The organism is Pseudomonas sp. A1230 (assembly GCF_044218825.1).
GTDB classification, from domain to species: Bacteria; Pseudomonadota; Gammaproteobacteria; order Pseudomonadales; family Pseudomonadaceae; genus Aquipseudomonas; species Aquipseudomonas iridis.
The window spans coordinates 72400-83901 of record NZ_CP162582.1 but is presented as its reverse complement, the minus strand read 5'-3'; the positions used below and the strand labels follow the sequence as shown (position 1 = coordinate 83901).

General features: G+C 59.4%; 12 protein-coding genes and 1 pseudogene. 7 read left to right on the top strand and 6 right to left on the bottom strand.

Features of this window, described 5'->3' with window-relative positions; all coding sequences use genetic code 11:
* Genes AB4P97_RS00430 through AB4P97_RS00420 form a run of 3 tightly spaced genes read right to left on the bottom strand, consistent with a single transcriptional unit; the run spans position 1 to position 2215 of the window.
* On the bottom strand, positions 1 to 327 hold the full coding sequence (locus tag AB4P97_RS00430) for a DUF3325 domain-containing protein (protein ID WP_395601933.1): 327 nt from the start codon (positions 325 to 327) through the stop codon (positions 1 to 3).
* Entirely contained in the window at positions 327 to 1913 is a 1587-nt protein-coding gene (locus AB4P97_RS00425; RefSeq protein WP_395601932.1) for a PepSY-associated TM helix domain-containing protein, read from the bottom strand. The genes AB4P97_RS00430 and AB4P97_RS00425 overlap by 1 nt, the downstream gene beginning before the upstream one ends.
* The gene (locus AB4P97_RS00420; RefSeq protein ID WP_042557726.1) at positions 1910 to 2215 is read right to left on the bottom strand and encodes a DUF3649 domain-containing protein; all 306 of its coding nucleotides are present in this window, start codon (positions 2213 to 2215) and stop codon (positions 1910 to 1912) included. Before AB4P97_RS00420 ends, AB4P97_RS00425 begins: the two co-directional genes overlap by 4 nt.
* A 191-nt stretch (positions 2216 to 2406) precedes the next feature.
* On the opposite strand from AB4P97_RS00420, the gene AB4P97_RS00415 reads away from it, so the two are divergent.
* The 3 genes from AB4P97_RS00415 (at position 2407) to fecA (ending at position 6334) form a co-directional block, all read left to right on the top strand.
* The gene (locus AB4P97_RS00415) at positions 2407 to 2895 is read left to right on the top strand and encodes a sigma-70 family RNA polymerase sigma factor (RefSeq protein WP_200611074.1); all 489 of its coding nucleotides are present in this window, start codon (positions 2407 to 2409) and stop codon (positions 2893 to 2895) included.
* Positions 2892 to 3824, top strand: a complete 933-nt coding sequence (locus AB4P97_RS00410) for a DUF4880 domain-containing protein (protein ID WP_395601931.1) — start codon at positions 2892 to 2894, stop codon at positions 3822 to 3824. The genes AB4P97_RS00415 and AB4P97_RS00410 overlap by 4 nt, the downstream gene beginning before the upstream one ends.
* 176 nt (positions 3825 to 4000) lie before the next feature.
* A complete protein-coding gene (fecA, locus tag AB4P97_RS00405; protein WP_395601930.1) occupies positions 4001 to 6334 on the top strand; it encodes a TonB-dependent Fe(3+) dicitrate receptor FecA in 2334 nt (777 codons plus the stop codon).
* Between the two features lie 288 nt (positions 6335 to 6622).
* Here the strand turns inward: fecA and AB4P97_RS00400 are convergent, their stop codons facing one another.
* Together AB4P97_RS00400 and AB4P97_RS00395 are read right to left on the bottom strand one after the other, a co-directional pair.
* Complete coding sequence (locus tag AB4P97_RS00400) at positions 6623 to 7027, bottom strand: HPF/RaiA family ribosome-associated protein (protein WP_047299805.1); 405 nt, start codon at positions 7025 to 7027, stop codon at positions 6623 to 6625.
* 200 nt (positions 7028 to 7227) lie between these two features.
* Complete coding sequence (locus tag AB4P97_RS00395; protein WP_042557721.1) at positions 7228 to 8175, bottom strand: LysR substrate-binding domain-containing protein; 948 nt, start codon at positions 8173 to 8175, stop codon at positions 7228 to 7230.
* Positions 8176 to 8310: 135 nt separating this feature from the next.
* Between AB4P97_RS00395 and AB4P97_RS00390 the strand changes: the two genes are divergently transcribed.
* Genes AB4P97_RS00390 through AB4P97_RS00380 form a run of 3 tightly spaced genes read left to right on the top strand, consistent with a single transcriptional unit; the run spans position 8311 to position 10331 of the window.
* Complete coding sequence (locus tag AB4P97_RS00390; protein ID WP_042557720.1) at positions 8311 to 9687, top strand: L-serine ammonia-lyase; 1377 nt, start codon at positions 8311 to 8313, stop codon at positions 9685 to 9687.
* Positions 9688 to 9736: 49 nt separating this feature from the next.
* The gene (locus tag AB4P97_RS00385) at positions 9737 to 9970 is read left to right on the top strand and encodes a hypothetical protein (protein ID WP_395601929.1); all 234 of its coding nucleotides are present in this window, start codon (positions 9737 to 9739) and stop codon (positions 9968 to 9970) included.
* A gap of 43 nt (positions 9971 to 10013) precedes the next feature.
* Positions 10014 to 10331 (top strand): DUF3509 domain-containing protein, encoded by a 318-nt coding sequence (locus tag AB4P97_RS00380; protein WP_042557719.1) that lies wholly within the window; start codon positions 10014 to 10016, stop codon positions 10329 to 10331.
* Here the strand turns inward: AB4P97_RS00380 and AB4P97_RS00375 are convergent.
* Positions 10328 to 10828: a phosphate-starvation-inducible protein PsiE gene (locus tag AB4P97_RS00375; protein ID WP_042557718.1), complete on the bottom strand. Its 501-nt coding sequence runs from the start codon at positions 10826 to 10828 to the stop codon at positions 10328 to 10330. The genes AB4P97_RS00380 and AB4P97_RS00375 overlap by 4 nt on opposite strands.
* 326 nt (positions 10829 to 11154) lie before the next feature.
* Between AB4P97_RS00375 and AB4P97_RS00370 the strand changes: the two are divergent.
* A pseudogene (locus AB4P97_RS00370) lies at positions 11155 to 11409 on the top strand (YebG family protein); the annotation flags it as partial.
* Between the last annotated feature and the right edge of the window lie 93 nt (positions 11410 to 11502).

The following is an 11502-nucleotide window of genomic DNA, read 5'->3' as shown; positions in this document are numbered from 1 at the left end:
TCAGCACTGCGCCCAGGCTGCGACCGGACTGGCCAACAGACTCAAACCGGCCAGCGCCAAAGCCAGACGCGGGCGATACGGCAGCAACAGCACCAACGCCAACGCACTGAGCATCAGCACCGCGAACCAATCGACCAGGCCCAGACTCCAGCCGTTGGCTTTGACGGCCGCCCAAAGCGACAAACCCAGCAGCAGCCACCCCGTCAGCTTCAGAGCCTGACCCCGTCGCGTCGACGGTTTATGGCCGAGCAATTCATCGTGGTGCCGAGGCATGGACAGACACAATGCCGTGAACCCGCCGTAGCACAGCAATAGCGCCAGCAGCATCAGTTTGTCCCTTGCTCGAGCGTGACGCCCCGAGGCATTTCGCGGCGAGTTTTTTTCACGCTGACGGTGTTGCCGACGCGCTGCATTTTCCACGCGGCCCACGCCAGAAAAACGCCTGTCCCCAGACAGGTCAGGTCGAAACCGGCGAGCACCCAATCACCCTGCACAAGCGTTACGCCAAGGTTCCACGGCGTGGTCAGCGCATTGATCAAAGGCAGCGCAATAAACAGCAAGGCGCCCAACCCTAGCTGTTCAACCCAGGCTTTGCGCCCCGGGCGCAACAACGCATGCACGACGCTCAACCCCCAGGCGATAAAGAATGCATTCACTTCCCAATCGGCACGCCCGGCCAGACTCACGGGCAACAGCCGATTGGCCAGGAAGAACACCGCCACCGCCGTCACCAACCCCGCCATGCTGGCAATGTTCAGCACTTCCACCAGGCGCAATTCGAACGGCATGACGCCGCTCTTGGCGTGCTTGAGCTGACGTTTGCCGAGCCAGATCACCAGCCCGGTACCGATCATCGCCGTACCGGCCAGACCACAGATGAAATACAGCCAGCGCAATACGGGCCCGGCGAAATGGCCCATGTGCAAACCGTAGAACGCGCCACTCACGGCCATCGCCACAGGTTGCTCCGGCGAGCTGCCGAGCATCTGCCCAGTGACACCGTTGAAGGTCACCGCGCGACCGAAATCGTGCACCACACGATCGCCCGCGCGGGACAACACCACCGTGGCATTTGCATCGCCCGGATTGCTCACGGACAGTCGGGCGGTGGTGCCACCCGACCATTGCTCGCTGGCCTTGGCCAGCAGCGGCGCCATCGGTGCCAGTGCGGCAGGAATGTTGGCCCGTTCCGGGTTTTTCGACGCAGGAAAAACCTCATCGTAGAACTTGCGAACGTCGCCACCATAAGAGGCCACGATGCTCGCCGGCATGACCATCGACATGAAAATCACCAGACTGCTGTAGGTGATCATCAAGTGAAACGGCAGCACCAGAACGCCCACGGCGTTATGCCCGTCGAGCCAGGAACGCTGGCCTTTGCGCGGGCGGAACGTGAAGAAGTCCTTGAAGATTTTTTTGTGGGTGATGATCCCGGTGATCAGCGCGACGAACATCACCATCGCGGCCATTGTGGCCAGCCAGCGGCCCCACGGATAAGGCATTTGCAGCTGAAAATGGAAGCGGTAGAAGAACTCGCCGCCCATGCTTTCGCGCCCCTGCACCTGGGCACCGGTTTGCGCGTCGAGGGTTTTCGATTCGAACCGGCCACGCTCGCCGGGTTTGGCTGGCGTCTGTTGCCAACGTACGGTCAGACCGGGATCACGGGCATTGGGCAAATCGATCAGCCAACGCGTGGCGCCGGCCGCGTGTTGCTGCAGATAATCCTGCGCCAGCGTCAGGCTCGCCTCGGCATTGATCGGCCGTGCGGGAATTTCCGGCTGCATCCAGTGACTGGTTTCGTCGTTGAAGTAAGCCAGGGTTCCGGTCAGGAAAATCGCAAACAGCAACCAGCCGAACACCAGCCCGGTCCAGGTGTGCAGCCATGCCATGGCCTGGCGGAAACCCTCTTTCATGCGAAACCCAACCCCCGCGCCGCGCCGGAAATGGTCGCCAGAATCACACTCGGCACCAGCAAACCGACCCATGCCGACCACGCCGTGCGACAGGCAAAACACCAAAGCACCGCGACCAGATAGACCAGAAAGGAAACGGTCATGCCCGTCACTACGGCTTCGGCTCGGCTCAATGGCAGCCACATCGTCAGGGTGACACTGGCCAGCGCGGCGACCAGATAGCCGCCAAACACCGCCGCCAGCACCCGCGAGGTAACGGCCAGACGGTAGGACAGCGGGAGTGCGGCGAGTTTGGCTTTCATGTTTCGACCCTGAAACGAAAAACGTCCGGCCGACAAGCCGAACCAACAGGCGATCGAGTTTAATGATAAATATTCTCATATGCAAAAGCATCTGATTGCCGGCAAGCCACCTGCGCCCCTACAATGCGAACCATTCTTGTTCTCTAACGCATGCTTTCTGCCGCAGAGCGAAAGCGCCCGGAGCACTACCGTTGCCATCCGCCCATCCCGTCGAATCGCTTTATCAGGCTCACCACAGTTGGCTTACCGGCTGGCTGCGGCGCAAGCTCGGCTGCCCGGACAGCGCGGCGGATCTGGCGCAGGACACCTTTATCAAAGTGCTCACCGCGCGCGAGCCAGCGGTGATCATCGAACCACGCGCCTTCCTCACCACCCTCGCCAAACGGGTTTTGTTCAATCACTACCGCCGCCAGGATCTGGAGCGCGCCTATCTGGAAACATTGGCGCAGATGCCGGACGTGGTGGCGCCGTCGGAAGAAGACAAAGCGATCATCCTGCAAACCCTGATCGATCTGGATCAGTTGCTCGATGGTCTGCCACGTCAGGTCAAGCGCGCATTTCTATTGGCGCAGGTCGATGGCCTGACCTACCCGCAGATCGCCGCCGAACTGGATATTTCCGTGGCCACGGTCAAACGTCATCTGAACAAAGCGGCGCTGCGCTGCTATTTCGCGCTATGAACCAAGCGCCGGATTTTTCCTCGCAAGTGGCTGAACAAGCGGTGCACTGGCTGATGGAAGTGCAGCAAGGCGCGCTCACCACGCGCCAGCAACTGGCGTTGCAGCAGTGGCTGGATGCCCACAGTGAGCACCGCCGCGCGTGGGAACACATTCAACGAGTCAACCAGCGTTTACGCGGTGTTTCTTCACCGCTGGCGCATGCGGCATTGAACAGGCCGAAGTCCGGCAGCCGACGTCAGGCACTGAAACTGCTGCTGATTCTCGGCGCCGGTTCTGCCGCCACCTGGGGCCTGCGCGAGCACAATCCGCTGCCGTCGCTGCTCGCCGATTACCGCAGCCCGATTGGCCAGCGTCGCAAGATCGGGCTGGGGGCGGACGATCAGTTGCAACTGAACACGGGCAGTGCGGCAGACGTGCGCGTCGATCAACGTTTGATCCGCTTGCTGGAAGGCGAAATTCTCCTGACGGCCGCGCAATCGTTCGAAATACACACCGCGCAGGGCATTCTGAAAACCCGGGGCGCACGGCTCAATGTGCGGCAATTTGCCGATCGCACACAGGTTGCGCTGTTTGCAGGTCAAGTCGAACTGGCCACCAGCGAACGCGCGCCGATGCTGCTGCCCGTCGCTCGCCAACTGAGTTTCACCACGACTGCCGCCAGCGACGCCAAACCACTGGACGCCAACAGCGGCGCCTGGGCGGACGGCATGTTGGTGACCGCGCATATGCGCCTCGGCGACTTCCTCGAAGAACTTGGCCGCTACCGGCGCGGGCAGCTCAATTGCGATGCCAAGGTTGCCGGGTTGCTGATCTCCGGAACGTATCCGCTGGACGACAGTGAGCGGATTCTGGATCTGCTGGAAATCAGCTTGCCGGTGAAGGTGAAGCGCTTTACCCGCTACTGGGTCCATGTTGAGGCGCGGGTTTAACGGCAAGATCAAATGATCGCAGCCTGCGGCAGCTCCTACATGGGATTTGTGTTCACCCTGTAGGAGCTGCCGCAGGCTGCGATCTTTTGATCTTGAAAATAAATGAGCCGTTTTTCAGATCTGGCGTGACAGAGAAGGAAAGCCCCCTTGATTCAACCTTCTCAGGATCATCCACCATGCACCCCACCCGCCTCACGCCACTGGCCCGCAGCCTGCGCAATCTCATCCTCGGCGCCAGCCTGAGCTTCAGCGCCCTGCCCGCTGCAATGGCCAGCGATGCCAAGGCGTATCACATCGCAGCGTCTTCGCTGGAAAACGCCCTTAATCAGTTCGGCCGTGAAGCCGGGGTGCTGATTTCGTTCGGTTCGCAAGTCACCAGCGGCGTGCAAAGCCGTGGTCTGGAAGGTAATTACACGACCGAGCAAGGTCTGGATGCATTGCTCGAAGGCACCGGTTTGCAAGCCCGCGCCGAGGGCAACAACGCTTTCAGCCTGCAACCGGTCAATGATGCAGCACTGGAGCTGGACACCTCGAAAGTCGTCGGCGACTGGCTCGGCGACGCGGCGCAGATCAACGTGTTTGAACATCCCGGCGCCCGCGACGTGATCCGCCGCGAAGAGTTCGAACGCCAGGGCGCAACTCAGGCACGCGATGTGCTCAACCGTATTCCCGGCGTCAACGCTCCGGAAAACAACGGCACCGGCAGCCATGACATGGCGCTGAATTTCGGCATCCGTGGTTTGAACCCGCGCCTGGCTGCACGCTCGACCGTGTTGATGGACGGCATCCCGGTGCCGTTCGCCCCTTACGGTCAGCCGCAGTTGTCATTCGCGCCCATCAGCATGGGCAACATGGACGCCGTGGACGTGGTGCGCGGCGGCGGTGCAGTACGTTACGGCCCGCAGAACGTCGGCGGCGTCGTCAACTTCGTTACCCGCGCGATTCCTGACGAGCCGACGGTCAAGGGGGGCTTTCAGACCGAGACCAGCCCTTCGTCGAGCCACGACGGCTTCAAGACCAGCGCCAATCTGCTGGCCGGCGGCACCAACGCCAACGGTCTGGGCGGCGCCCTTCTGTACTCCGGCACCCGCGGTGGCGACTGGCGCGAACACAGCGACACCGAAATCGACGACCTGATCCTCAAGGGCAAATATCAGCTCGACGATGCCAACAGCTTCAACGCCATGGCCCAGTATTACGAAGGTAAAGCGGACATGCCCGGCGGTTTGAACGTCGCTGATTACGATGCCGATCCGTACCAATCGACGCGCCCGAAAGACCAGTTCTGGGGCCGTCGCACGATGTTCAACTTCGGTTATCGCTATCAGGAAGATCGCCGCGAATTCACCGCCAACACGTTCTTCACCAAAACCCTGCGCAGCGGTTATCTGGACCAGGGCACGTTCCTGTCGCTGTCACCACGCGAGTATTGGGTGCGCGGTTTCGAAACCCGTTTCGCCCAAGGCTTCGACCTCGGCCCGACCAGCCATGAAGTCGGCGTCGGCTACCGCTACATCAACGAGGCCGGCCACGAATTGCGCTATCGCACGCCGATCGCCAGCAACGAATACCCGACCACCAACAGCCGTAACGACCGCGACACTCGGGGCGGCACCGAAGCCAATGCGTTCTTCGTCGACGACCGTATCGACATCGGCAAATGGACGATCACCCCGGGCGTGCGCTACGAGATGATCGAATCCCAGCAGACCAACAACCTGACCAACGTCAAGTACAAGGGCGACTACAACACCGCACTGCCGGCGTTGAACGTGCTTTATCACCTGACGGATAGCTGGAATCTGTACGCCAACACCGAAGGCTCGTTCGGCAGCGTGCAGTACAGCCAGATGCCCAACCGTGTGACCAGTGGTGAGGTCAAACCGGAGAAGGCCCGCACCTGGGAACTGGGCACTCGCTATGACAACGGCGCATTGCGCGCGGAAATCGGTGCGTTCCTGATCAACTTCGACAACCAGTACGAAAGCAACCAGACCAATGATTCGGTGATCGCCCGTGGCGAAACTCGCCATCAAGGCATCGAGACCAGCATCAACTACGCGCTCGATGACTTGAGCCCGGCACTGGCCGGCTTCGACGTCTATGCCTCCTACGCCTATGTTGACGCGTCCATCCGCGAAGATGGACCGAACAAGGGTAATCGCGTGCCGTTCTCTTCCAAACACAAAGGCACGGTTGGCGTCGGTTATACCGAAGGGCCGTGGAAGTTGAATCTGGACAGCAGCTTCCAGAGCGACCAGTTCGCCGACAACGCCAACACCTCAAAAGAAAGCGCTGACGGCAGCACCGGCAAGATCCCGGGCTACATGCTGTTCAGCAGCCGTGCAGGTTACGACTTTGGGCCGCAACTGTCGGATTTGAATGTGGCGGTGGGCGTGAAGAACATCTTCAACACGCAGTACTTCACGCGGTCGTTCGATGACAACAACAAGGGGAAGTATGTGGGTGAGCCGCGCACTGTGTACGTGCAGACTTCTGTGGCGTTCTGACGTTTTGAAGAGCCCCTCACCCTAACCCTCTCCCAGAGGGAGAGGGGACTGATTGGGGATGCTGCAGAGATACGCCGACCTGATCCTGCTTCACCGAATCCGTAATCGGCGCGGTATTTCAGGTCGATGGAAACGCCAGACACCTCGATCGGCCCCCTCTCCCTCCGGGAGAGGGCTGGGGTGAGGGTTTGGGGCCTGAGCCGTGCACAACACTTGGCAACACCACAAACAAAAACGGGCCTGCATCAGCAGGCCCGTTCTCATTGGGTGACTTTAATAATCAGCGCATCAACTGTTGATCGCTGCCTGTTCGTTCTCTAGAAATTCTTCTTCCAGCAGCGCGTCGTTCGTTTTGCTGAACGGCACCACAGCGGCGCGTGGTTTACCTCGCAGTTTGCCAAAAAGGTGTTCCAGCGCGTGCTCGAGTTTTTCGGCAGCGCCATCGATCGCCAGTTCCAGCGAATCGGCTTTATGGGTAACGGAAACCGGTTGATGGCCTTTTGGCCGCGCTTCCAGTTGGCAGCGCAAGTCATGGGGACCTGGTTTGTCACCGTTCTCGTCGCTCAGATGGACTTCGACACGGGTCAGGTCTTCTTCATAACGTTCGAGCGTGCTCTCAATGGTGGTGCGTACCCACTCCTCCAGTCGTTGACTACTTTGAATATGGTTATCGCTGTTGACTTGGATTTGCATAGTTCATCCCTTATTTCAGCTAGCTCGCGAGAGGCCTCGAATTGAATTTCCTGACCCCTTGGTTACAACAATCGGCCCGACCGTCGAACATTTCAACCCCTGAAAAAAGATAAATATTCATTCGCAAAAAAAGCCGGACAACCGGACAAAGCGCTGGTAAGGTCGGGAGTTGGGTCGACATGCCTTCCTGCAAAATTTGCTCACAATTGCCCATCGTTTAACGGGTGCAAGCCGCGAAAAATCCCTGCCTCCTCTACCAGCCAGTCGTGCACTGCACGCACGCCCGGATGACTCAACGCGCCCGGCGCATACAGCAACACGTAACGTTTGTGATTGGGCACCGACAGCCCGAACGGCACGATCAACGCGCCCCGCTCCAGCTCATCATTGAGCAATGTGCGCCGCGCAATCGCGACGCCCATGCCGGCGATTGCCGCTTCGATGGTCAGGTGATTGCGATTGAAGGTATGCCCACGCCGCACGTCGGCGCCTTCGAAGCCGATCGCATTCAAATAAAATTCCCATTCCGCATATTCATAACTGCCGCGCCAGGCGGTGATGTCGTGCAGCAAGGGGAAATGCACCAGGTCCACCGGCCCGTGCAGCGGCGGGCGCCCGCGCAAGAGGCTTGGCGCGCACACCGGGAAAATCTGCTCATCGAGCAACGCTGTGGATAACAATCCCGGATAACTGCCGTCGTTCAGGTCGATGGCCAAATCGAAATCGCCCTCATGCAACGGCACGCTGCTGTCCTCGGCCACCAGTCGCAACTGAATGTCCGGGTAGCGCTGCTGCAAGCGCGGCAAACGCGGCGTCAGCCATTTGCTGAGGAACGATGGAATGGAACGCACCCGCAGGATCCCGCTGATCATCCCGGCATCCAGTCGACGCAATTCAGCGTCGATGCTGCCGTACGCCTCATTCACCGTGATCGCCAGCCGCTGGCCTTCCGCACTCAACTCCACGCCCCGCGCACGCCGGTGAAACAGCCGAAAGCCGAGGCGCTCTTCCAGTTGGCGGATTTGCTGGCTGACCGCGCCCGGCGTGATGTGCAGCTCTTCAGCACAACGGGTGAAGGAAAGGTGCCGCGCGGCACAGGAAAACACCTGCAGCCAGACGTAGGTCTGCGCATGCAATTGACGACTCATCGTTTAGTCCTGCTAAAGGCTGTCTTAGGAAGTTTCGTTGGTCACGTCCGACCGAGCGAGGCAGTATCGCCGACATTGCGCTTGTCCGACAAAAAATGGCAGCGATTCCTCCTCCATTGCTTGTAAGGGTTTAGCATGGCTATCAGTGTTTTCGATCTATTCAAAGTGGGCATCGGCCCGTCCAGTTCCCACACGGTCGGCCCGATGCGCGCCGCAGCGACCTTTGCTCAAGCATTGAGCGATCAACGTCTGCTCAATGATGTGTGCCGCGTTGAAATCCGTTTGTACGGGTCGCTGTCGGCTACCGGCGTGGGTCACGCCACCGACCGCGCCACGATCATGGGCCTGATGGGCGAATGGCCGGACAGCATCGACCCGACGACCATCGATGCGCGCATCGAGCAACTGCGCCACACCGGGCAACTGCCCCTCGCCGACGGACGGTCGATTGCCTTCGACTGGCAACGCGATCTCCTGCTGCTGGACGAGAGCCTGCCCTACCACCCCAATGCCATGTCGCTGACAGCCTTTGGCGAATCTGCCGAGCTGTTTACGCAGACGTACTACTCGGTCGGCGGCGGCTTCATCATCGAAGCGGCGGAAGCTGAGTCAGGTGTCGCGCCGTCGGGTGACGTAGTGTTGCCTTACGATTTTTCCAGCGCCGCCGAGTTGTTGTCGCTGTGCAAGCAGCACAACCTGCGGGTGTCCGAGCTGATGATGGCCAATGAGCGTGCCTGGCGCAGCGATGCGGACATCCGTCAGGGTTTGCTGCATATCTGGTCGGTGATGCGCGAGTGCGTCGAGCAGGGCCTGCGCCACGAAGGCATCCTCCCCGGCGGTCTGAAGGTACCGCGCCGTGCAGCAAAACTGCATCGCAGCCTGCTGGAAATCGGCAAACCGAATGTGATCAGCTCGACGCTGTCGGCGATGGAATGGGTCAACCTGTTCGCCCTCGCCGTCAACGAAGAAAACGCTGCCGGCGGGCGCATGGTCACCGCGCCGACCAACGGCGCAGCGGGGATCATTCCGGCGGTTTTGCACTACTACATGAAGTTCAACCCGGAGGCGTCTGACGATGACGTCGTCGCTTTCTTCCTGTCCGCGGCCGCCGTCGGCATTCTGTGCAAGAAAAATGCGTCGATCTCTGGCGCCGAAGTCGGTTGTCAGGGCGAAGTCGGCTCGGCCTGCGCCATGGCTGCCGCCGGTCTGGCCGAAATACTCGGCGCCACTCCCGAGCAACTGGAAAACGCAGCCGAAATTGGCCTGGAACACAACCTTGGCCTGACCTGCGACCCGGTCGGCGGCCTCGTGCAAGTGCCGTGCATCGAACGCAATGCGATCGCTGCGGTGAAGGCCATCAACGCAACACAAATGGCCCTGCGTGGCGACGGCAACCACTTCATCTCACTCGACCGGGTGATCCGCACCATGCGTGATACCGGCGCCGACATGCATGACAAATACAAAGAGACTTCACGAGGCGGTCTGGCGGTGAACTGGGTGGAGTGCTGATCCGCCTGACTGCACTGTCTGCGCTCACCTGCCCGAAAATAGACCAGAAATGAACAAGGCGAGCCCAGTGCTCGCCTTGTTGTTGCCGGATTCATTGTTCGACAATTTTCCCGGCATGCACCTTGCTACCTATGTAGGAGCTGCCGAAGGCTGCGATCTTTTGATCTTTCTTCAGAAGATCAAGATCAAAAGATCGCAGCCTTCGGCAGCTCCTACACAGAGGCGATTTGGCGAAATGGCCACGGAATGGCCGATGGTCTGGTTGGGCGAACCAACCCGATGACGGCCGGTCAACAACTGCACGTTCAATCAGGCGGTGACGCATCATGGACAATCCTTTTCAGATCATTACCGATGCCTTCGCGCCGGACTATCAGATCAACCTGAGCATTCAAGGCCTGGACGGCAGCATCATGCTGACCCTGTCCAACAGCGGCCGGATCGTGGCCAAGCGGATGATCAGCGCCGAACAGCGCAATGACCCTAAACGCCTCAAGCTGCTGGTACAAAGCATTCAGTTCGGTATCGCCATCGAACAGGGCCACAGCGCCATGGCGATTCTCGAAGCCATGACCAGCGGCGACGGGCTGACCCCGCCACCGCCACAGATCAAAGGCCAGCCACGGCCAGCGGCCGGTCTTTAAAGTTCACCCTTTTCAACATCGGGATGCTCACTCGAACCCGTACCGACTTTGCGTTGCGGGTATTCGATTTTCACCGAGGGAAATTGCGACGACGCGTAACGCACCACCAGAATCGAAAATGCCAGCAGCAGAATGCCGCCGCACAGGTAGATGATGCCCATGTCCGGCGGATTGTGGTGCGAGACATTGGAGATCAGCAGTCGCGTCAGCGCAGTGATCGCCACGTAGATCAGGAAGCGCACCGGCATGTGGTTGGTCTTGAAATAAATCCCGACCATCGCCCCCAGTTCCAGATAGATGAACAGCAGCAGAATGTCATCGATCTTGATGTGCCCGACTTCGAGCATCCCGAGAAACTCCATCACCGCTGCATACGCGGTCACCGCACCAATGGCGAACAGCGCCAGGTAGTGAAAAGTCTCGACGAACAGGTTGCCCAGGGACTCGGCCAGTTGATGCACTTGTTGCCGCAGTTTCTCGGCCCAGTTGATTTTCACGATGATGTTCCTTAGCCCGATTCGAGCGGATGATGCGTGTTGGACGTGACGGTTTTCTGCACGCGCCTGATTTCATGCAGAAACAGGGCCACGCATCATGGCGATGTGCCGCAAAACCCGCGCTGTGGCGTTTGGTCGCACATGCCCTGCTCAGGTGGGGTGAGCCTGCTTGCGAATCGCAGCCACACGGCTCGACTGACAAACCCTGAATTCGGTCTACATTGAAATGCCACTACCCAAAGCGCAGGGATTCGCTTATCCTTTTCGCTGTATATAGATACAGTAGTCGCAAAGACAACTAAATGTGAAGGCATGTGAGGTGGTGAATGGCCGTCGAAGTGGTATACCGCAGCAGCCGAGATCTGGAGCGCTTGTTCATGGATAAAGCCGAAGCTGACCGTCATGACAAAATGCTCGAACTGGCCGAATATCTGGCCGATGTGTTGCAAAAAGCCGTTCCGTCCCTGACTGAACAGCAAGTGGAAGAAGCCGGGATCTACATGGCGAAGAACCGCGATGTATTCGCCCGGGCATTCAAGAGCCAGCCTGATGCACTGTCGGAGCTGATCAATGCTCCGGCCGAGCCGGTCGAAAAAGCCGAGTCAGAAGAATCTGCCGAAGCGCCGGTCAAGCCAGCCAAAGCGGCGAAAGCTGCAAAGTAGTTGATGCCCGAA

Excerpts from the sequence above, each read along its gene's own strand:
- AB4P97_RS00390 (WP_042557720.1), top strand. The coding sequence starts at position 8,311 with ATGGCTATCAGTGTTTTCGATCTATTCAAAGTGGGCATCGGCCCGTCC.
- AB4P97_RS00395 (WP_042557721.1), bottom strand. The coding sequence starts at position 8,175 with ATGAGTCGTCAATTGCATGCGCAGACCTACGTCTGGCTGCAGGTGTTT.
- fecA (WP_395601930.1), top strand. The coding sequence starts at position 4,001 with ATGCACCCCACCCGCCTCACGCCACTGGCCCGCAGCCTGCGCAATCTC.
- AB4P97_RS00410 (WP_395601931.1), top strand. The coding sequence starts at position 2,892 with ATGAACCAAGCGCCGGATTTTTCCTCGCAAGTGGCTGAACAAGCGGTG.
- AB4P97_RS00425 (WP_395601932.1), bottom strand. The coding sequence starts at position 1,913 with ATGAAAGAGGGTTTCCGCCAGGCCATGGCATGGCTGCACACCTGGACC.
- AB4P97_RS00400 (WP_047299805.1), bottom strand. The coding sequence starts at position 7,027 with ATGCAAATCCAAGTCAACAGCGATAACCATATTCAAAGTAGTCAACGA.
- AB4P97_RS00430 (WP_395601933.1), bottom strand. The coding sequence starts at position 327 with ATGCTGCTGGCGCTATTGCTGTGCTACGGCGGGTTCACGGCATTGTGT.
- AB4P97_RS00385 (WP_395601929.1), top strand. The coding sequence starts at position 9,737 with ATGAACAAGGCGAGCCCAGTGCTCGCCTTGTTGTTGCCGGATTCATTG.
- AB4P97_RS00420 (WP_042557726.1), bottom strand. The coding sequence starts at position 2,215 with ATGAAAGCCAAACTCGCCGCACTCCCGCTGTCCTACCGTCTGGCCGTT.
- AB4P97_RS00380 (WP_042557719.1), top strand. The coding sequence starts at position 10,014 with ATGGACAATCCTTTTCAGATCATTACCGATGCCTTCGCGCCGGACTAT.